The organism is Porphyrobacter sp. THAI-01a (assembly GCF_056868655.1).
In genome coordinates this window covers 2,757,864-2,777,380 of record NZ_CP180579.1, presented here as the reverse complement: position 1 = coordinate 2,777,380, position 19,517 = coordinate 2,757,864, and the positions used below count along the sequence as shown (strand labels likewise).

At 64.9% G+C, this 19,517-nt stretch carries 17 protein-coding genes and 1 tRNA gene; 12 read left to right on the top strand and 6 right to left on the bottom strand.

Translation table 11 applies throughout. The annotated features are described in order from the left end of the window. The first annotated feature begins 108 nt into the window (after positions 1-108). The 6 genes from ACMX37_RS13390 to ACMX37_RS13365 are packed head-to-tail and all read left to right on the top strand — an operon-like array spanning position 109 to position 6,487. Entirely contained in the window at positions 109-2,304 is a 2,196-nt protein-coding gene (locus tag ACMX37_RS13390) for a TonB-dependent receptor (protein ID WP_483146404.1), read from the top strand. A gap of 17 nt (positions 2,305-2,321) precedes the next feature. Further along, positions 2,322-2,924, top strand: a complete 603-nt coding sequence (wrbA, locus tag ACMX37_RS13385) for an NAD(P)H:quinone oxidoreductase (RefSeq protein ID WP_483146403.1) — start codon at positions 2,322-2,324, stop codon at positions 2,922-2,924. Positions 2,925-2,942: 18 nt separating this feature from the next. Continuing rightward, positions 2,943-3,491: a VOC family protein gene (locus ACMX37_RS13380; protein WP_483146402.1), complete on the top strand. Its 549-nt coding sequence runs from the start codon at positions 2,943-2,945 to the stop codon at positions 3,489-3,491. Between the two features lie 24 nt (positions 3,492-3,515). Next, positions 3,516-4,331: an alpha/beta fold hydrolase gene (locus ACMX37_RS13375; protein WP_483146401.1), complete on the top strand. Its 816-nt coding sequence runs from the start codon at positions 3,516-3,518 to the stop codon at positions 4,329-4,331. Further along, entirely contained in the window at positions 4,328-5,455 is a 1,128-nt protein-coding gene (locus ACMX37_RS13370) for a cobalamin-independent methionine synthase II family protein (protein WP_483146400.1), read from the top strand. Before ACMX37_RS13375 ends, ACMX37_RS13370 begins: the two co-directional genes overlap by 4 nt. Before the next feature lie 60 nt (positions 5,456-5,515). Then, a complete protein-coding gene (locus tag ACMX37_RS13365) occupies positions 5,516-6,487 on the top strand; it encodes a zinc transporter ZntB (RefSeq protein WP_483146399.1) in 972 nt (323 codons plus the stop codon). Between the two features lie 21 nt (positions 6,488-6,508). On the opposite strand, the gene ACMX37_RS13360 is transcribed toward ACMX37_RS13365, so the two are convergent. Beyond that, positions 6,509-8,659 carry a PAS domain-containing protein gene (locus tag ACMX37_RS13360; RefSeq protein ID WP_483146398.1) on the bottom strand — a complete coding sequence of 717 codons (2,151 nt, stop codon included), beginning with the start codon at positions 8,657-8,659 and terminating at the stop codon, positions 6,509-6,511. Between the two features lie 392 nt (positions 8,660-9,051). On the opposite strand from ACMX37_RS13360, the gene ACMX37_RS13355 reads away from it, so the two are divergent. The 3 genes from ACMX37_RS13355 (at position 9,052) to ACMX37_RS13345 (ending at position 11,774) form a co-directional block, all read left to right on the top strand. After that, complete coding sequence (locus tag ACMX37_RS13355) at positions 9,052-10,206, top strand: HWE histidine kinase domain-containing protein (protein WP_483146397.1); 1,155 nt, start codon at positions 9,052-9,054, stop codon at positions 10,204-10,206. A gap of 38 nt (positions 10,207-10,244) precedes the next feature. After that, complete coding sequence (locus ACMX37_RS13350) at positions 10,245-10,634, top strand: response regulator (RefSeq protein ID WP_483146396.1); 390 nt, start codon at positions 10,245-10,247, stop codon at positions 10,632-10,634. A gap of 297 nt (positions 10,635-10,931) precedes the next feature. Further along, positions 10,932-11,774: a GIY-YIG nuclease family protein gene (locus ACMX37_RS13345; protein ID WP_483146395.1), complete on the top strand. Its 843-nt coding sequence runs from the start codon at positions 10,932-10,934 to the stop codon at positions 11,772-11,774. Positions 11,775-12,002: 228 nt separating this feature from the next. Here the strand turns inward: ACMX37_RS13345 and ACMX37_RS13340 are convergent, their stop codons facing one another. Continuing rightward, positions 12,003-12,512: a hypothetical protein gene (locus ACMX37_RS13340; RefSeq protein ID WP_483146394.1), complete on the bottom strand. Its 510-nt coding sequence runs from the start codon at positions 12,510-12,512 to the stop codon at positions 12,003-12,005. 11 nt (positions 12,513-12,523) lie between these two features. Continuing rightward, complete coding sequence (locus ACMX37_RS13335) at positions 12,524-13,054, bottom strand: hypothetical protein (RefSeq protein ID WP_483146393.1); 531 nt, start codon at positions 13,052-13,054, stop codon at positions 12,524-12,526. 87 nt (positions 13,055-13,141) lie between these two features. Here ACMX37_RS13335 and ACMX37_RS13330 point away from each other — a divergent pair, with 87 nt between their 5' ends. Beyond that, positions 13,142-13,405, top strand: a complete 264-nt coding sequence (locus ACMX37_RS13330; protein WP_483146392.1) for a sulfurtransferase TusA family protein — start codon at positions 13,142-13,144, stop codon at positions 13,403-13,405. A gap of 503 nt (positions 13,406-13,908) precedes the next feature. On the opposite strand, the gene ACMX37_RS13325 is transcribed toward ACMX37_RS13330, so the two are convergent. After that, entirely contained in the window at positions 13,909-14,670 is a 762-nt protein-coding gene (locus tag ACMX37_RS13325; RefSeq protein WP_483146391.1) for an HNH endonuclease family protein, read from the bottom strand. Positions 14,671-14,789: 119 nt separating this feature from the next. On the opposite strand from ACMX37_RS13325, the gene ACMX37_RS13320 reads away from it, so the two are divergent. Continuing rightward, a tRNA-Gly gene (locus ACMX37_RS13320) sits at positions 14,790-14,863 on the top strand. 624 nt (positions 14,864-15,487) lie between these two features. Here ACMX37_RS13320 and ACMX37_RS13315 read toward each other — a convergent pair. Both ACMX37_RS13315 and ACMX37_RS13310 read right to left on the bottom strand, forming a co-directional pair. Continuing rightward, complete coding sequence (locus ACMX37_RS13315; RefSeq protein WP_483146390.1) at positions 15,488-16,537, bottom strand: phage portal protein; 1,050 nt, start codon at positions 16,535-16,537, stop codon at positions 15,488-15,490. A 12-nt stretch (positions 16,538-16,549) separates the two neighbouring features. Continuing rightward, on the bottom strand, positions 16,550-18,460 hold the full coding sequence (locus ACMX37_RS13310) for a terminase large subunit domain-containing protein (RefSeq protein ID WP_483146389.1): 1,911 nt from the start codon (positions 18,458-18,460) through the stop codon (positions 16,550-16,552). A gap of 151 nt (positions 18,461-18,611) precedes the next feature. Here ACMX37_RS13310 and ACMX37_RS13305 point away from each other — a divergent pair, with 151 nt between their 5' ends. Next, complete coding sequence (locus ACMX37_RS13305) at positions 18,612-19,493, top strand: GPO family capsid scaffolding protein (RefSeq protein ID WP_483146388.1); 882 nt, start codon at positions 18,612-18,614, stop codon at positions 19,491-19,493. Positions 19,494-19,517 lie beyond the last annotated feature (24 nt).

The window sequence follows — 19,517 nt, the reverse complement described above, 5'->3', positions numbered from 1 at the left end:
AAGTTTCGCATATCGAAGTTGACTTCGCATTGCGAATTTCATAACCAGCCAATCAGGGAGGGGTCGCCACAAGAGCGGCGCGTCTGCGCGCGCACAGGGGAGAGAGATATGAAGATTTCGGGCATGGGCCGCGTCACCCGCAGCCTCCTCGGCAGCACCGCCATCGCGGCCGCCACCCTCGTCGCCGCGCCGCTGGCCGCGCAGGATGCCGCGCCGGCCGCGGACACCGTCGACAACCAGGGCATCGTCGTCACCGGCCTGCGCCGCAGCGAGACCCTGCAGGACACCCCCGCCGCCGTCACCGCCTTCGATTCGCAGGCGATCCAGAACGCCGGGATCGAGCGCCCGGCGGACTTCATCGCGCTCACGCCCAATGTGAACCTCGTCGAGACCCAGAACGCGGGCAACGCCTTCGTCATCATCCGCGGCATCACCCAGAACCGCAATTCCGAGCCCAGCGTCGCGGTGATCGTCGACGGGGTGCAGCAGGTGAACCCCGCGCAGTTCAACCAGGACCTGTTCGACATCGAGCAGATCGAAGTGCTGAAAGGCCCGCAGGGCGGCCTCTACGGGCGCAACGCCATCGGCGGGGCGATCATCATCCAGACCAAGAAGCCGACCGACGAATTCTCCGGCAACATCACCGCGGGCGTGGACAATGGCTTCGGCTACTTCCTGCGCGGCGGGATCAGCGGGCCGCTGGCCGAGAACGTCAAGTTCCGCATCGCCGGTTCGTGGTACGACACCGAGGGCTTCATCCCCAACACCTTCCTCGGGGAAGATGCCGACCCGGTCGAGGATTTCTCGCTGCGCGGCAACCTCATCGTCGAGGCGACCGACCGGCTCACCTTCGACCTGCGCGCGAGCGTCAACCAGTTGCGCACGCAGGGCTTCTACTACAACATCGTCAATGACGTGAACACCATCGCCCCGGTGCGGGTGAACAACCCGGGGCGCAACGACCGCGACATCTACAACGTCGCGCTGAAGGTCGAATATGCCGGCGACAACGCGGTCCTGACCTCGATCTCGTCCTATGACACGCTTTCGGAAATCGTCACCGGCGACGCGTTCAACTTCCTGCCGATCCGGGAATCGCTGCTGTTCCAGTTCTTCGGCTTCGACATCAACCAGAGCCAGTACCTCAACGTGAAGGCGTTCAGCCAGGAAGTCCGGCTGGCCTCGCCCGAGGACGGGCGCGCCTTCAACTGGATGGTCGGCGGCTACCTGATCGACACCACCCGCTATATCTCGACCGGCAACCTGATCGACACCGGCAACGGGGTCACGGCGGTGTTCCGCAGCCCCTCGACCAATCCGCTGAACCCGCAGCTGACCTTCCTCGCCGACGGGCAGGAGAACTTCGCCTGGGCGCTGTTCGCCAATGCGGGCTACGAGTTCTCGCCGGAGTTCCGGGTCGATGCGAGCCTGCGCTATGACCGCGACCGGCGCGAGCAGACGACGCTGACCCCGCAGAACTTCCTGCCGGTGGTGCCCGGCGTGCCGACCGCGCGCAGCGGCGAGGTGCGCAATGTCGTGTTCGACGACTGGCAGCCCAAGATCACGCTGACCTGGGAACCGAGCGCCGACCTCACGCTCTACGGTGGCTATTCGCGCGGCTTCCGCTCGGGCGGGTTCAACCAGACGGGGGTGGGCGCCGAGGCGCGGCGCGCCGGGATCGTGGGCGTGGGCGACATCTTCCAGGCCGAAACCGCCGACACCTTCGAACTGGGCGCCAAGGCCCAGCTCGGCCCGGTGCGGCTGGCGGGCGCGGCCTACACCACCAAGTCGAAGAACGGCTATTTCTTCGTGTTCCTCGCCGACAGCTCGACCCAGAACCTCGGCAACATTCCCGAGACCCGGATCAACGGCTTCGAGCTGGAGGCGACCGCCGAAGTCCTGCCCGATTTCGACATCAACGCCGCGATCGGCGTGACCGACAGCGAGATCAAGGACTTCCCCGACGCATCCGTGATCGGCAACGAGGCGCCGCAGATCAGCCGCTACACGCTCAACCTCGGGGCGCAGTATGCCGGCGCGATCAGCGACAGCGTCGATGGCCTTCTGCGCGTCGATTACCGCCGCATCGGCAAGACCTGGTGGGAGCCGTTCAACACCACCGTGCGCGATCCGGTCGACATCGTCGACGCGCGCGCCGGGGTGACGCTGGCCAACGGGGTGTCGATCACCGCCTTCGCCCAGAACCTCTTCAACGAGATCTACAACGCCGAATTCTCCCCCGGCGGCTTCGTGTTCCGTGCCCGCCCGCGGCGCTACGGGGTCGAAGTGGGCTTCAAATTCTGACTTGAGGAACGACTGACATGACCAAGGTGCTGGTGCTCTACTATTCGAGCTATGGCCATATCGAGGCGATGGCGGCTGCCGTCGCCGAAGGGGCGGCCAGCGTCCCCGGCACCGAGGTCGTCGTCAAGCGCGTTCCCGAACTGGTGCCGGAGGCAGTGGCGGCGGCTTCAGGAATGAAGACCGATCAGAGCGCTCCGATTGCGACCCCGGACGAGCTGGCGGACTACGACGCCATCGTCTTCGGCACACCCACCCGCTTCGGCAACATGGCCGCCCAGATGAGGAACTTCCTCGATCAGACCGGCGGGCTGTGGTTCCAGAAGAAGCTGGTGGGCAAGGTCGGCTCCGTGTTCGTCTCCACCGCCAGCCAGCACGGCGGGCAGGAGACCACCATCACCTCGTTCCACACCACGCTGCTGCACCACGGCATGGTGATCGTCGGCCTGCCCTACACCTTCGAGGGCAATGCCGAGATGGGCGAGATCAGCGGCGGCACGCCCTACGGCGCCTCGACGCTGGCGGGCAACGACGGCAGCCGGATGCCCTCCGAAAACGAGCTTGCGGGTGCCCGATTCCAGGGGGCACATGTCGCGCAGATCGCTGCCAAGCTGGCGGCCTGATTCAGACAGGGAGAGAGCATGATGACCAAGATCCTCGCCAACCGCCTGCACCACACCGCCTATGTCACCAAGGACCTCGAGGCGACCCGCGCCTTCTACGAGGACGTGCTCGGCTTCCCGCTGATGGCGACCTATTGCGAGAAGGACGAGCTGTTCGGCAAGGAGCGCACCTATTGCCACGTGTTCTTCGAACTGGCAGACGGCAGCGCACTCGCCTTCTTCCAGTTCGCCGACCCCGAGGACCAGGCCGAGTTCGGGCCGGACATCCCCTCCAGCCCCTTCATCCACATCGCGCTGCATGTCGACAAGGACGGGCAGGACGAGCTCGCCCGCCGCATCGCCGCCGCCGGGATCGTCGAGCCGCAGACCTATGTGCTCGAACACGGCTACTGCAAGTCGCTCTACGTCACCGACCCCAACGGGATGATCCTCGAATTCACCCATGACGACGAGCGCGCCGCGCCGCTGGACGCCGAGCGCCGCGCTACCGCGCACGCCGAGCTGAAGCGCTGGCTGGCGGGCGATCACCACAACAACAACCCGTTCCGCGCCGCCGAAGCGGCCTGACCGGGCGCGGGGTGCAGAAGCGACATGCTTGCCGCGCGCACCCCGCAGCCTGACGGCCCGTGGCATGGGCAGGTGGCCGTGGCAGGCGGCCATCTGCCCATCTGCATGGCAGGAGACGGCGCACCGCTGATCCTGCTCCACGGCTGGACCCTCGATCACCGCATGTGGGCCCCGCAGCTCGAAGGGCTGGCGGACAGGTTCTTCTGCGTCGCCCCCGACCGGCGCGGCTGCGGGCGCGCGACCGCGCCGCCCGATCTCTCGCGCGAGGCCGAGGACGTGATCGCCATCGCCGACGCGCTCGGCTTCGAACGCTTTGCGCTGGCCGGCCTGTCGCAGGGGGCGGTGGTGGCGCTCGACGTGGCCCGCAAGTTCGCCTCGCGCCTGACCGGTCTGGTGGTCTCGGGCGCGCCGCTGCCGGCGCTGGTGGAGCGGCAGGAGGTGATCGACATCGACCGGTTCCGCGCACTCGCTGCCGCAGGTGATCTGGAGCGCCTGCGCGTCGAATGGTCGCGCCATCCGCTGATGGAGACCCACACGAGCGAGTCCCGGGCGCTGATGCTGGACATCCTCGCCGATTATGACGGCCGCGACCTGCTCTCGCACAGCCACGCCCCCGGCTTCCCACGCGAGGCGGCGGCGCTGCTGGCGATGCCGGTGCTGGCGATGACCGGTGCCCATGACACCCTGTGGCGGCGCGAATGCGCGCGCGTGCTGGCGACGCTGGCACCGCGTGCCCGGCACTTGGAGATTCCCGCCGCCGGCCACCTCGCCAATGCCGACAACGGGCAAGCCTTCAACGCCGCCGTCGCCGCCTTCCTCAATCCAAAGGCCCCGAAATGACCGAAAAGCGCTTCCTTACCACCCATGTCGGCAGCCTGCCGCGCCCCGAGGCCCTGCTCGATCTCGTCTTCGCGCGAGAGGGCGGGGAGCATGTGTCGGAGGAGGCCTTCGACGCGGCGGTGGAAGAAGCCACGGCCTATGTCATCCGCCGTCAGATCGAGGCGGGGGTGAGCATCGTCAACGACGGCGAGCAATCCAAGCCCTCCTATGCCACCTACATCAAGCACCGCCTCTCGGGCTTCGGGGGCGAGGCGGGGCAATACGAATTCGCCGACCTCGAGGCCTTCCCCGGCGCCAAGGCGCAGGTGTTCGGCAACAAGGGCCGCGCAAAGCGTTCCGCGCCCGCCTGCACCGCGCCGATCGAGGTGATCGACATGGAGGCCCCGCGCATCGACGCCGAGCGGCTGAAGCGCCTCGCCAATGGCCACGCCACCTTCATGTCCGCTGCCTCGCCCGGGGTGACCGCGCTCTTCTTCCCGAACCAGTACTACGCCACCGACGAAGAATATGTCTTCGCCCTCGCCGAGGGCCTGCGCCACGAATACGAGACCATCGCCGCCGCCGGGATCACCCTGCAGGTCGATTGCCCCGACCTCGCGATGGGCCGCCACGTCCAGTTCACCCACCTCTCCACCGAGGAGTTCCGCAAGCGCATCGGCATGAACATCGCCGCGCTCAACCACGCGGTGCAGAACATTCCCGCCGAGCAGCTGCGGATGCACCTGTGCTGGGGCAACTATCCGGGTCCGCACCACTGCGATGTCGCGCTCGACGAAATCGCCGACATCGTGTGGAGCGCCAAGCCGCAGACCGTGCTGCTCGAAGGCGCGAACCCCCGCCACGCCCACGAATTCGCCTTCTTCGAGCGGCACCCTCTGCCCGAGGGCAAGATCCTGTGCCCGGGCATGGTCGAGCCGCAGAGCCCTTACATCGAGCACCCGGAACTCATCGCCCAGCGCATCGGTCGCTATGCCGATCTGCTCGGGGCCGAGCGCGTGATGGCGGGGGTCGATTGCGGCTTTTCGGTCCACGCGGGCAGCAATGCGCTCGATCCGGAGATCGTCTGGGCCAAGCTCGCCGCGCTTGCCGAGGGTGCGGCGATCGCCAGCCAGAAGTATTTCTGACGAGCCGCACCCCGCCCCCGGCTTGCCGGAGGCGGGGCAGCGGGGCTAACGTCGCGGGCGATGGACGCCACAACCCGCCCGATCCACGTGCAGGCCCTGAAGGTGCAGGGCGGCACCGTCAGCGAGATCGGCCCGCTCGATGTCGCCACCTTCGACGGCTCGGGCTTCGTCTGGCTCCATGTCGAGAACATCGGGCACGGCGAGAGCATGGACCTGCCGGGCTACGTCCCGCCGATGGCCGCCAATGCCCTCGTCGCCCACGAGACCCGCCCGCGCTGCGACGATGTGGATGACGGCGCGCTGATCAACCTGCGCGGTACGGGCCTGGACACGATGCAGGATTCCGACGGCCTCGTGTCGATCCGCGTCTGGGTGGAAGGTTCCCGCGTGACCTCGGTCAGCCGCCACCGCCTCGCCGCGCTCGCCAAGGTCGAGGCGGCGATGCGCGCCGGGCGGCTGACCGACGGGGGCGATTTCGTCGCCGCGCTGGCGCAGGCGATCTCGACCGAGCTCGATCCCCAGGTCGCCGACCTCGGCGACAGTCTCGACGATTGCGAGGGGATGCTCGACGGCGGGGACATCTACGCGCTGCGGCGCAAGATCGCCCATATCCGCTCGCAGGCGATCGTGCTGCGGCGCTTCGTCGCGCCCGACCGCGATGCGCTGGCGGCGATGGCGCAGCTCGAATTCGACTGGATCAGCAAGGACGACCGGATGCACCTGCGCGAGGCGGCCGACCGCTTCGCGCGCATGGCGGAAGAACTGGAGGCGGTGCGCGAACGCGCGGCGCTGCTCCACGAACAGCTCACCGACCTGCGCGCCGAGAAGATCGACCAGCGCAGCCTCGCCATCGCGGTGACGGCCTTCATCTTCCTGCCGCTGACCTTCGTTACCGGCCTCCTGGGCATGAATGTCGAGGGCATCCCCTATGCCGCCGAGCCCTGGGCGTTCTGGGGGGTGGTGGTCTTCTGCCTCGCCATCGCGGCGGCGGTGCTGGCGTGGTTCGTCTGGCGCCACTGGCTCGACGACTGATCGGCGCCGCGCCGCGCGGCTCTAGGGCACCCCCGCTGCGCGCCGTCCCGCCGCCCGCCTCAGCGCCGCGGCAAGCAAGTGCGGATCGACCGGCTTGGTGATTGTCTCCGCCGCCAGATCGGGCGCGATCTGCTCTTCGGGTTCGGCATAGCCGGTGCAGTAGATGAAGGGCACGTCCAGCGCCCGCAACGCCCGCGCGACCGGGGCATTGCTTCGCGAGGAAAGATTGATGTCGAGGATCGCGAGATCGGGCACCTGCTCGCGGATCAGCGCCATCCCGGCCTCCACCGAATGCGCCGGGCCGACGACGGTGCAGCCGAGGTCCTCGACCAGATCCCTGAGCGTGAGCGCGATCAGCGCCTCGTCCTCGAGCACCAGCACGCGAAGTCCAGCGAGGTCCGTCTCGCCTGCCGTGCCGGGCCGGTCTTCCTCCGGCGCCCTTCCCGCAGGCGCGCGGCCGGGGCGATCCTCGACCACGTTGCCGGCTGCGGGGAAGGTGATGCGGCACCGCACCCCCTCCGGCGCCCAGTCGATCGCGACCTGCCCGCCGAGCTGGTGCTCGATCGCGCCGCGCACCGCGGTGAAGCCGAAGCCCGGGTTCGTCGGCATCACCACCGCGGGGCCGCAGGCTTCCTGCCAGCCGAGTTCCAGACGGGCCGCGCCTTCGCTCCCTGCCAGCCGCCACACGACGCTCAGCTGCCCGCCCTCGACCGACAGCGCCCCATAGCGCGCAGCGTTGATCGCAAGCTCGTGCAGCACCATCGCAAGGGCCTGCGAGGCATTGGGGGCGATCAGCAGCGAAGGCCCCGCGATCCGGATCTGCTCCGTCCCGCGCCCGAACGGCGCCAGTTCCTCGCGCACCAGTGCCGAGATCTCGACACCGTCCCAGCGGTTGCTCGCCAGCAGGCTGTGGGCGCGCGCGAGCGCCTGGATCCGCCCGGACAGCATCGCCTTGAACCCCGTCACGTCCTCGACCCGCGTCAGGCGCACGATCGACTGCACCACCGCCAGCAGGTTCTTGGCCCGGTGATCGACCTCGTCGGCCAGGAAGCGCAGCCGCCGCTCGGCGCGCTGCCTTTCGGTCATGTCGAGCGATATGCCGACGATCCCCTTCACCTGCCCGTCGGCATCGCGGAACGGGGTCTTGACCGATAACCAGTGGCTCATCCGCCCGTCGGGCAGGACCAGGTCCTCCTCGAGCTGCCGCGAGACACCCTCGTCGAGCACCATCCGGTCATGCGCCATGATCGCGCGGGCCTGTTCCCCGTCGCCCATGATCTCGACGTCGGTCCGGCCGGTGAATTCCTCGGGCGGGCAGCCGACCGCCTCGGCCATGCCGCGATTGCCGAGAAGGACGCGGCCCTCGGTGTCCTTGACATAGGCGGCGCCCGGGAAGCTGTCGAACAGGGTCCGCAGCAGGGTGTCGGCCCGGTCCCGCTCGCTCTCGATGGTGCGCATCGGGGTGGCATCGAAGTTGATGCCGAGCAGGCGCGCTGGCCGGCCTTTGGCGTCGCGGAACAGCTCCGCGCGGCCTGCCATCCAGACGGTCGCGCCGTCGTCGCGGATGTAGCGGAATTCGAGATCGAGCCGGTCGTGCCCGTCCCGCGCGGCTTCGAAGGCGGCGATGGCGCGGGGGCGATCGTCCGGGTGGATGCGGTCGATCACCGCCTTCACGCTCGGCTGGTGGTCGGGGCCGAAGCCCGCCAGCTCGTAGAAGGAGGGCGACCACCACAAGCCGCCGGTCTTGAGATCGAGATCCCAGATGCCGATCTTGCCGACATCCTGCGACAGGCTCAGCCGCGCCTCGCTCTGGCGCAGGTTGCGGTAGGAGGTGCGCAGGAGATGCGCGACCGCGATCAGGGCGCCGTTGGAAAGCGCGAACAGGATTATGTTCACGAGGCCGGTCGGCTCCAGCGAGAGGGTCCCCGTCGGCTCCAGCCAGAACAACGTGACCGCAACCGCGGAAATGGCCAGCGACATGAGGCCCGGCCCGAGCCCGCCCACCAGCGTGCAGGCCAGCACCACCGGGTAGAACAGGGAGAAGGGCACGATGCCTTCGCCCAGCACGTCGAGCGAGCGTCGCAGCACCACGGCCATGAGCGTCAGTGCCAGAGCGAAGCCATAGATGAACCACCACGGCCTTCGGCTCAGGAAACCGGGCCTTTCGGCCACCCCGGTGTAATGCCGGGTGTCGTCCGCTGGCGTTTGAACGCCGACGCTCTTTGCACTCTCAACCAATTTTCGCCCTCAGCCGGATCCCGCATTTTTTGCGAATCGCCGCGTATCAAATGTAATGACGCTTCCGGCGGGCCATGTCCTTTGAGATAAAGCCCGGGTGTTCTTTAATCCATGTTAGGTTTGATGACTAATCAACCATGATCTTTATCGCACGGCCTGCGGTTGGTTTTTGGGTTTATTGACGTATGTTCCTTTTCAGGACAGCGATTGACGCTTGACGGGGTGAAATCTGTCTGGTGTGGACAGTTTCAGGCTCCCTGCATCCCGTCGACGGAGCCGGTGCGACACGCAGGTGCCGGCCCCGAGATGGACGCGAGGACTACCGCATGGAACACCATGTCATCCACTATGGCGAATACATGCCGCACGGCATGTGCCTGTTGTGGCAGCCCTGGCTGGTCCTGCTGTGGGCCGGTTCCGACCTGCTGATCTTCCTGTCCTACACCGCCATTCCGGTCGCGCTGTTCATGGTGCTGCGCCGGCGCACCGAGATGCCGCAGCCGGCGCTGGTGGTGCTGTTCGCCGCCTTCATCCTGCTGTGCGGCATCACCCATCTCTTCATGATCGTGACGCTGTGGGTGCCGATCTATCCCTTCGTGGGCTGGCTCAAGCTCGCCACCGGCCTCGTCTCGATCGCCACGGCGGTGATGCTGTTCCGGCTGATCCCCGGCATTGTCAGCCTGCCCTCGCCGGCGGCGCTCGAGACGCTCAACCGCGGCCTCCACGAGGAGATCGCCGCGCACAAGGCGACGCTCGCCTCGCTCGACCTGCAGGTGCGCGAGCGCACCGCCGATCTCGAACGGGCCACCGCCGCGCTCGCGGTGCAGGCGCGCGAGGCGGTGCATCGCAGCAGCAACCTCCTGTCGGTGGTGCACACGCTGGCGCTGCAATCGGCCAAGGGCAGCCGGAGCCTCGCCGATTTTCTCGATCCCTTCCTCGGCCGGGTGCGGGCGCTCGCCGATGCCACGCGGTCGATGGGCGCGGACGGCGAGGCGCGGGCGCGGCTCACGGCGGTGGTTGAGGCGGCGCTCGCCGTGCCGAGCGCGACCTATGGCGATCGCATCGACCATTCCGGCCCGCCGCTCGATATCGGCCAGACCGCCGCCCAGCAGCTGAGCCTCGCGCTGCACGAGCTTGCCACCAACACCCACAAGTACGGGCTGGGCGCCACCGATGCGCTGCGCGTGAGCGTCACCTGGTCCGTCACCGGCGAGGACTTCGCGCTGCTCTGGCGCGAGCATGGCGGTGCGGCGGCATCGTCTGCCGCGGCAGGGGAGCCGCCGGCCGAGGGGTTCGGCACCACCCTGCTGATGAGCATCGTCCCGGCGACGCTGCGGGGCAAGGCCGAGCGCCGCTTCGATGCGGGCGGGATGACCTACCGGCTGGTCGTGCCGCTGGCCGCGATCCGCGACTGGCCTTCCTCCGGCGGTGAGGCGGACCTCGCCAGCCGGATCATCGAGGCCAGCTTCAGAAACGAATAGGTTCGGCCGCAAGGGCGACGAACGAGGGACATTTCTTCATGCCGCAGAGCAGGCTTTCGGGCCGCCACATTCTGATTGTCGAGGACAATTTCTACCAGGCCGAGGATACGCGCGACAGCCTTGCCCGGGCCGGAGCGGTGATTGCCGCCTGCCGGGGGACGCCGCCCGATCTCGAGGCCCTGCTCGCCGAGGCGCGGGTCGACATCGCGCTGCTCGACATCCACCTCGGGCCGGTGCGGTCCTTCGATCTCGCGCGGGCGCTGCGGGCGCGCTCGATCCCGGTCGTGTTCCTGACCGGCTATGATGCGGGCGTCGTGCCCGCCGATCTCTCCGACATTCCCCTGATCCCCAAGCCCGCCGACACCGCGACGCTCGTCGACACCCTCGCGCGGCGCCTGGAGGCCGAAGACGCGCCCCGCAAAGAATAACCCCGCTCCGCCGGTTGGGCCGGTCCCGGCGAACGGGTGTTGACCAGCGCCGCCCCCTCGTGGCAAGGGGCGGGCGCATCAGGCAGCCGGACCACCGGCCCCGCCAGCGCGATGCGGGTGTAGCTCAATGGTAGAGCAGAAGCTTCCCAAGCTCCCGTAAACGGCGGATTTCTGCGAGTTTCGGTGTATACCGAGCGAAAAAGCGCCCTTTAGATTTCCGACACTTGCTGAAGGAGTGTAAACCGAAAAGAAGGATGATGGTGCAACTTGTTGCACCGCTCACGGGGGGAGAAACTCGTGCCACTGACCTTCAATCTCGTGCTCCGGGAAGCGGGTATCGACCCGCGCGATGTCCGGCTCATGCGCCACCAAAGCGTTTCTGATGATGGGCTTACTCCCTATGCGATTTGGCGCGATGATCGGGCAGAGTTCGAGCGGTATCAGAGCGCCCAGCGCGCCAATCGCCGGAGCTACTTCGCAAGTCGCTATTGGGCGAGCTTCGTGGTCCCTCCTGACAGGAGCACGCTATTTGTTGGTCTCTACGAGGTGTTTGGACATCAGCCTGCCCCGGACGAATGGACCGATCCGCTTTGCCGTCAAACGCGTGCTGAGATGGCGATCGAACTCGACCTCTACGAGTTTCGGCGACTGCCAGAGTTCGAGCACCTAGCCGGATGCCTAAGGGTAGAATGGGGCGCAGGTGCGCGCTCATGGGCGCAGAGGGCAGATCGCGATACCGGGGACAAGCGGATCATTGAATTGACGCAGGGCTTCAGGGAACCTGACTTCCCCGGCTTCACACGGTTTATCGGAGACCTAGGGAGCCTACCGAGCCTGCCCGCCTCATGGATTGCCGTGCTCACGGCAAGCAGGGGCGTCTACCTTCTCACGTGCCCACGCACGCGAGAGCAGTATGTGGGATCAGCGCACGGTGTAGGCGGGTTTTGGGGACGGTGGCAGTCTTACATCGCGACAGGTCACGGCGGAAACGTCGGCTTGAGAAGCCGAGACCCCTCGAACTATCAGGTCAGCATCCTTGAGGTGCTCGGCTCAGCAGCAACCGCAGATGAAATCATCGCCGCAGAGCAACTCTGGAAGGTCAAGCTCCAAAGCCGCGAAATGGGGCTCAACTTCAATTAGAAGGTTCGTCTTCTTGATCGCGTCGGGCCATTTGTATCGCAATCCACTCGACACCCGGTCGGCCCAGCATATCGGGCCGCCTACTGATCTCTTGGAACGACAAGCCAGTAGAGAAGGCGATCCGCTCCAGTTCTCCCGATGAGACTTCGTACTCATGTCGGCGGTTCTCAGCGTTATTTCCAGAGCGATAGGTAAGGTAGATTTTCCCCGACGAGGTCAGAAGTTCCTTTAGGCGCTTGTGCTCGCAAGGTCCTCTGCTAGCCGATCATAGTACGCGACAGCTGCAATTCGGTTAGATTTGCTCATTTCGGATTGTCTGTCTCTCCAAACCACTAAAGCAAGTGCGATACTCGTCACCACTGCTAATCCTAGAAGTATTTGAAAGGTCACCCGAACGACAAAGGGCTGTTGTAAACCTTTCCCCTTCGCGCTCACAAACCCAGAAGGCAAAGCCTGTGAGAGCCAAGTCAAGTACTGCTCCATGATGTAGCGGAGGCGGTGGAGAATTACGATTAGGCCGATATTTCCTGCTGTGGCCATCAAGAGGAGGGCGAGTTGGAACGAGTGTAAGCCCTTCGCACTCGATACGCCAAACCACAATCCACCCGTCAAAGTCATGGCGATGAGTGGTATCTGCCACATCAACTGGTTAAGGGAGCGAAACGTCTCCACATTTTGATTGTATGCCGCAACGGTGAGTTCGTCGTTGAGCTTCGGATCAGACGGCGTTTGCGTCATGGCTCAATCGATTATTCCCAAGCGCGAATACGTCTAGTCTTCGCGTCAACGCGAACACGAGAAAGCGCTTGTCCCACCGGGAGATCAACGAGGCTTGAACCCTGTCCAAAGATCGCACGGGTAGCACCGGGTTTTGCTTGCGTATTGAAGCCAAGGGTCAATCCCATGTTATCGAGATACGCCGGACGATAGCCGCGACCAATCAAATTCACCCAGAAGGTGTGGTCGGCATCGGGAGCGGTGACAGCGACTGTGACTGGTAGCTCAAACGCGGCCGCAGCCTGCTCGATTTCGCTTTGCACCTTTTTGATGTGACCAATCACGAGCGGGCTTTCGACGAGGGTGTCGTTCGCCACGATGTGGACCTGTCGGGTGCGCTCTGACCGTGGGATCGCCATCAGGTGCTCGATAACCAAATGTGTAACGAGTGTGCTGTCCTTACCGCCTGAGAAACCCACGACCCACGGGTGCTTGTGATCCATTGCATACTCGGCCGCTATCTCTTTGCGGGCGGCTTCAATAAGTTGGTCGTATTCGAGCACTTTTTATCCCTCAGTGGCATACGTCGCCTTAGCGAGCGTTCCAGCACCCTTCTAGACAGATCGGGCTAAGATCGGCAAATCGCTGACATGAACAGCCAAACTATCGACTTATCCGGACTGGAGTGCCCTGTCCCATCCATCCGGACCAAGCGGAAGCTGAACGCAATGACGGCAGGCGCTCGACTGACCGTCATATGCACTGATCCGATGACCGCTCTCGACATACCGTTTCTAGTGTCTCAGCTTGGCCACCACCTCGTTGGACTTGAAGAGGGCCCAGATAAGCTCATTTTTGAGATCGAAGTGGCTCAGGGAGCCAACAAGGGAGAGAACACTTGGCCAACGGTTTAGGCGACTAGATCACATGAAGGTCCTTACGCCGGGCGGCTCGAACAGGGAGGCAGCGAGGTCGTTTGGTTCCACAAGGCCCTGCCCAAGTGGGAAAGCTTAATATGGCTCCATGAAGGGCCGAGAGCGTCCCACAGAAGTCGTTTTCGCGCTTCGGGACGTTTGCCCCGTAGGGTCATAGGGTCATGTGGGACGGTCTAGTCGCGGAGCGGGTTACAGTGCCCGCAGGCCCCGGAGAAAGACCCGTCCGCCCGGCCAATTGAGCGAGTGTAGCCACGTAACTCATCGACCGTTTCGCCAACCACCTTGTGATAGCCGCGTCCTGTGTATGCCCCATCATCTCGTGTTCTGGCGATAGTCCGGCAGTCGGCGCGATGCAGGACGGTGTAATTCGGGCCGGGATTGCTCCGGACATTCAAAACGAACCCGTTGGGGTTGCCGCTGATCCATCGTCTATAGCCTTGATCGTCGTTCGCGAACTCGTGCATTGTCTCCTCCGGCAGGGATTAGGCGGCGGTTGCAACGGGTTGCATCGTCAATCCAAGCAAGGCCGCAGGTGAGGGCCAAATCGCAGCCGCAGCCTCAAATAGCGACGCTGCGCGCGCCGACATACAGTCTTCATCCCATTGCTCCGGATAGTCACGCAACAACCGGGCGTTCAGTTCTAGCTTGGTGTGATCGCGAAGCCCCTTCTGTTTGGACGGTTTACCTTCAGGCGCGATCCAAGGTCCGTGGCTCATGTCTTTGTTCAAGGCGGCGCTGACTAGCGTCAGATTGCCGATGCCCTGAACCTTCCAATTTCGATCTTCGCGCGACATCTGCGGGTCGAGCGCCCAATGCTCCTCCCACTTCTGCGGCATGATGTGCTCAATCTCCAACTTGTCGAAGTTGAACACCAGCACTGGCTCAGACTTGAGATTGCTGTGCTGATAATGCTCCTCGATGGCGCGCAGGATCATCAAAACCCGGTTGCGACGGAGGTAACCGTAGAACTTCTTGTTCAGCCAATCCGACTTCAGAGCATCATCGCTCGGCCACCTATCCGGTCCGTCCGGTGAAGCAGAGAGCGCGGCGATTAGGGCTGGTCCGGCAGGTTCATCTGGCACACCGAGCGTGACCCCATCACTGGCGAAGAGAAGCGCACCCCGAAGCGGCTGCATGATCTGCGCGGGACCTTCGCCACCCGCATCATGACCCAATCGAAGGCCGCCCTTACCAATAGCGAGGTCGCCGGGATCATGGGTTGGTCCGTCGAGCAGGTCGATCAAATCCGCAAAAGATACGTTGACGACAAGGCCATTGTCGTGGAATTGACGCGTCGCCTCAGCGGCTCGGTGTAAACCACACTGTAAACTGCCGGGTTCTCGATAGCCTAAGCTATTGAAATGCGGGTGTAGCTCAATGGTAGAGCAGAAGCTTCCCAAGCTTACGACGAGGGTTCGATTCCCTTCACCCGCTCCACCTTTAGAGTAAGTCGGGCAGCTCGGCTCCGCGCGCAGTGATCTGCAGCGCCGGCCAGCTTGATGCCTCATGTCAGCCCCATTGCGCCACCGACCGCGAAAATCCGCAGAGTTTCGTCACGCACGCTTAAGTGATGGGTATGCTCGGGAACGACATAACATTTATAACATTGCCATAAAGTCAACAACTTACACCATAATATAGACATAACATTGATGTAACCAGATTATGTCCTCGGACCCCAATTTTCTCGGTTGTAGAAACCTCGGAAAATCAATGAGGTAATGTCTGGGCCTCAAAAATATTATGTCAGATTATGTCGCGGACATAATCTCGGAAACCGCAGAATTCTGCGGGTTTCAGGGCCGTTTTGAGCCGATGTTACAAATGTTATGTCTCTCCCGACCATACCCGGCTCTGTAGCCATCAGCCTGGCCACCGGATCTTGCATAACGTTCGCCGCGAAAGCCGAAGGCGTGGCGTGGGGGCGACCGCGGCGCGCGGGGGGGCGGGGGGAGGCTTTGCCCCCACGGGCCGAGTTCGGGCGCTGCGCACGCGAAAACGCCCCCGGCGACGGGCCGAGGGCGCCTGAAGTGTGTCTGAGAGGCTTTTCAGAGGGGGCGATCAGCCCCGGCGCAAGCTTCCTGCCGGCGTGATCGTCCCGTCTGGGTTGAGCTGGTCACCGTTGCTCATCGTGAACGGGTCGAATCGCAGGACCTCCACCCCGAACCAGTCGTTCATTTCCAGCATCCGCCCCATGATGGGGACGATCTCGAGGCGCATGAAGACGTCGAGTGTCTCGCTCACGTTGCCAAAGCCACCGGCGTTCTGCGGGATGATCCCGATCAGCTGGGGCGGCACGCGATGGGCGGAGAGCAGATCGTCGCGGCTGATGTTCTTCACGTTCATGAACTCGTCCTTCGCCGCGACGTCGGCGATCGGGTGGATCTGCACACCGTCCTTCTTCCCGCCCGGAGTGTAGAGGAACAGGTTCTTGAAGTTGCCGACCCCCTTGGCCGACTTGAACTTCTCGACCAGCGCGTCGACCGTCTCCTGGTTGATAAGCGTGTCGGAGACATGGAAGACGAACCCGGCGTGCGCGCCGTTGAGATAATAGCGTCGCCGGAACAGGGTCGCATTCTCGTTGAGCAAGCCCGACTGCAGCGCCGAGAGCCATTCGGGCATGCCGTAGATTTCCTGCGCCACGTCGGGCTGCTGCAGCTGATAGACCGTGCCGGGCTCGAACCGGTAATCGGGCTCGATGCCGTTCTCGACAAACCAGAAGACCCCCGGATCGACCCCGCGCCGGGTATGCCGGGCCGGGGTGAAGGCTGCGCGCTGCATGCCGCCCGCCATGTTGGGCACGCGCTCGAGATAGCCGTTGCCCATCTGCAGGAAGTCGATGACGAACCGCTCGAAGTCGTTCTTGCTGAGCCACCGGCTCGGCACCTGCTGGCTGACCAGAAGATTCGTCTTCAGCGCGATCGCGCTGCGGTGGTGCGGGCTCATGTTGAACACCTGGGCGAGCCGCACCATCGGCAGCGGCGGGTGGTACCAGTTGGTGTTGCGCCACACCTCGAAATACTGGGGCAGATCGCGGCGATCGATGACGCTCTCGGGATCCCCGAATGCGAACTGCGCGGTGGTGGCAAGGGCAGGGACGGTCTCTTCCATGGCAGGCGATCCTTAGTCCGAAAAGGCGACGACGGATGATCCCGCGCCGCTGGCAGCATGCTCGACATCGAGCGGTTCGTTGGAGAAAGCGTGCATGCACGCCCAGGCGATATCGGCGTGGCCGATCACCCCGTTGCGCGGGCTGGTGTAGGTCACGCCCTTGCCGCTGGCGGTGAGCGCGGGCTTGATCGCCATGAAGGCCTGCAGCACGTCGGTCCAACCCTGGTCGAACTCGACGCGGCCCGTGCGGAACAGGTTCTGCGCCTTGATCACCATCGCGGCCTTGCTGGCGAGCGAGTATTCGATCTTGCGCGCCTGAGGGAACCAACGCCGCACGATCTCGTAAACCGCCTGCCCGTGCCCCCCGGTCACGTCGATCGCGATGTCGGTGACATGGTAGACCTGCGCCAGCTGGCGGATGCGGTCGGCCTGCCCCTGATAATCGAGCCCGTTGAGCTTGTACTTGTCGAGGATGCGGAACTTGCCCACGCCCGGCTGATCGGGCGGCGCGATGATCGCAAGCGCCGCATCATCGCGGCCCTGCTTGTTGGGATCGTAGCCCAGCCACACCGGCTTGTCGGCGAAGGGGCGCAGGCCCGGAACCTCGACATGCGCGGGGTGAAAATCGCGCCAGGTGTAGAAGCTGTCCACCATCGCCGGGCGCAGCAGGCGCCAGGGGAAGCTCGAGGCCGCATCGTCGACGAATTCGCACTCGTAGAGGTTGCGGAACTCGTCCTCGCTGCTCTCGACCCGCAGTTCGTCCACGTCGATCAGGTCGCCCATCCCTGCGGCGACGGCATCGTGCACCGTGACGATCTGGCACCAGCTGCCATCGGGCATGATCGCCCCGTCCTTCAGCGCCTTGTGCGTGAGGTCGAAGAACTGCTGCTGGTTCTTGGGTCGGCCGCCGTTCCATTCCTCGCCCGACCAGAAGGCATAGGCCTGGTGTGTCTTGGTCGAGGGAGTCGAGAAGTAGGTGCGCTTGTAGATCGTGTGGGTCGCCATGGCGGCGGCGACCTTGCGCAGCTGGGCGAAGCCGACCGCCCAGAAGAATTCGTCGAAGTAGAAATCGCCGCTCTCGCCCTGGGCGGTGTTGGAATTGGTCGAGAGCGGGTAGAGCCCGACCGGATCGAGGGCGAGCGGCTCGCCGTCGGCATCGACCAGCGCCGACAGGTCGAGCATCATCGGATCGCCCTTCAGGTCGACGCCGGTCACCCGCTTGACCCAGCCCACGATCTCCCGGCGGAACTTCATCGCCTGCCGCTTCGAGGCCGAGAGGAAGATCTGGTTGCGGGGCTGCTCGCCGGCCAGCACCGCCTCGGCGATCTTGGCCACCGCCTCGCGCGCGAAGTACCAGGTGGCGCCGATCTGGCGGCTCTTCAGGATCTTGCGGGTGCGCTGGTTTCGCTGTTCCCACCAGACCTGCTGGTGGCCGAAGTTGTGCTCGTGGAAATCGTCGAGCAGCGCCTGCCACTGCTCACGGGTGAGCTGGTTCTTGCGTTTCTCGGCGCGCTTGGCCTTGGCGCTGTCATCGTTCCGGCGCTCAAGGTTGGGGTTGAGGTCCCCCTCTTTCCCGCTCGCGGTGTACTTCCGGATGCGGGCGGTGCGCTCCATCTGGCGCATCAGGAAATCGACCCGCTTCATGTCCCCTTCGGTGAAGGGTTCCTTGTCGAGCAGGGTGGCGATCTTGGCCTCGATGCGATCATCGACGATGTCGACGGGCGCGGCATTGGCCCACTTGTCGCGCCGCTTCCAGCTGCCGACGGTCTGGTAGGGGATACCGTATTCTTCGCTGATCTGGGCCACGGTCCACCCGCGCCAGTAGAGCGAGCGCGCAATGCGCCGCATCGCCGTCCAGGCTTCGCGGCCCTCGGAGACTTGGGCACTGACGTCTTCAGGGGCTGGGGCCTTGGGCAGGTGCATGGCCTTGCCATGCACCCCCCGCACGGGGGGCGCGCCAGAAGCTTGCGCGGTGGATTGCGCTTCCACCGGCCCGCGCCGTTGCGTCCTGACCCCGTGGCGGGGCCTTAGTGCCTCCAACGTCCCCGAGCCACAAGCTGGAGCACCCAGACCGATGAAGACCAAGCGTTTCCTGCTCGCCACCTCCGGCGCCACCGTCGATGGCCGGGTAATCGAAGCCGAGCACCTGCGCCAGATGGCCAGCAGCTACGACCCGAAGGTCTATTCGGCCCGCCTCAACATCGAGCACATTCGCGGCATCAGCTCCGACGGCCCGTTCCGCGCCTATGGCGACGTGCTCTCCCTCGAAACCGAGGAAATCACCGTCAACTTCAACGGCAAGCCCGAACAGCGCACCGCGCTCTACGGCGTCTTCGACGTGACCGAGGAAGCCCAGGCGCTCAACGCCGCCGGCCAGAAGCTCTATCCCTCGATCGAGATCCATCCGGACTTCGCGGGCAAGGGCTTCGCCTACCTCATGGGCTGCGCGCTGACCGACAGCCCGGCCTCGATCGCCACCGATCGCCTGCAGTTCACCAGCCAGCTTTCGGCCGCGGTGCCCGGTATCCAGCGCTTCTCGCGCGAGGAAGCGGGCGATGCCGCGCTGCTCGAATTCGACACCCCGGGCACCCCGGAAACCGCCGGGCTGCTGTCCGGCCTGAAGGGTGTGCTCGACAGCTTCGCCGACCGCTTCGCCCCGAAGACCCCGGCGCCCGCGCAGACCCCCGCGCACACCCCCGCTCCGGCCGTCGATCCCGCCGCGGCGCCCGCTGGCTTCACCGCCGATGATCTGCGGACCGTGTTCACCGAGCTGGCGAGCTCGATCGACAAGTCGATCACCAGCCTGCGCCAGGAGACCCGCGAGGCGACCGACGCGCTCGAGGTGAAGTTCAACACCCTCAAGCAGGGCCTCGAAACCACGCCGGCCGCCGGCCACACCGCCCGCACGCCCAGCACCGGCGGCCCGGGCAGCGGCCGCTTCCGCACCAACTTCTAACCCCCGAATCTTCTACCCCCAGCG

What these genes read in the sequence shown, in the direction of transcription:
- ACMX37_RS13390 (WP_483146404.1), top strand. Translation starts at nt 109, where the DNA reads ATGAAGATTTCGGGCATGGGCCGCGTCACCCGCAGCCTCCTCGGCAGC.
- wrbA (WP_483146403.1), top strand. Translation starts at nt 2,322, where the DNA reads ATGACCAAGGTGCTGGTGCTCTACTATTCGAGCTATGGCCATATCGAG.
- ACMX37_RS13380 (WP_483146402.1), top strand. Translation starts at nt 2,943, where the DNA reads ATGATGACCAAGATCCTCGCCAACCGCCTGCACCACACCGCCTATGTC.
- ACMX37_RS13375 (WP_483146401.1), top strand. Translation starts at nt 3,516, where the DNA reads ATGCTTGCCGCGCGCACCCCGCAGCCTGACGGCCCGTGGCATGGGCAG.
- ACMX37_RS13370 (WP_483146400.1), top strand. Translation starts at nt 4,328, where the DNA reads ATGACCGAAAAGCGCTTCCTTACCACCCATGTCGGCAGCCTGCCGCGC.
- ACMX37_RS13365 (WP_483146399.1), top strand. Translation starts at nt 5,516, where the DNA reads ATGGACGCCACAACCCGCCCGATCCACGTGCAGGCCCTGAAGGTGCAG.
- ACMX37_RS13355 (WP_483146397.1), top strand. Translation starts at nt 9,052, where the DNA reads ATGGAACACCATGTCATCCACTATGGCGAATACATGCCGCACGGCATG.
- ACMX37_RS13350 (WP_483146396.1), top strand. Translation starts at nt 10,245, where the DNA reads ATGCCGCAGAGCAGGCTTTCGGGCCGCCACATTCTGATTGTCGAGGAC.
- ACMX37_RS13340 (WP_483146394.1), bottom strand. Translation starts at nt 12,512, where the DNA reads ATGACGCAAACGCCGTCTGATCCGAAGCTCAACGACGAACTCACCGTT.
- ACMX37_RS13330 (WP_483146392.1), top strand. Translation starts at nt 13,142, where the DNA reads ATGAACAGCCAAACTATCGACTTATCCGGACTGGAGTGCCCTGTCCCA.
- ACMX37_RS13315 (WP_483146390.1), bottom strand. Translation starts at nt 16,537, where the DNA reads ATGGAAGAGACCGTCCCTGCCCTTGCCACCACCGCGCAGTTCGCATTC.
- ACMX37_RS13310 (WP_483146389.1), bottom strand. Translation starts at nt 18,460, where the DNA reads ATGCACCTGCCCAAGGCCCCAGCCCCTGAAGACGTCAGTGCCCAAGTC.
- ACMX37_RS13305 (WP_483146388.1), top strand. Translation starts at nt 18,612, where the DNA reads ATGAAGACCAAGCGTTTCCTGCTCGCCACCTCCGGCGCCACCGTCGAT.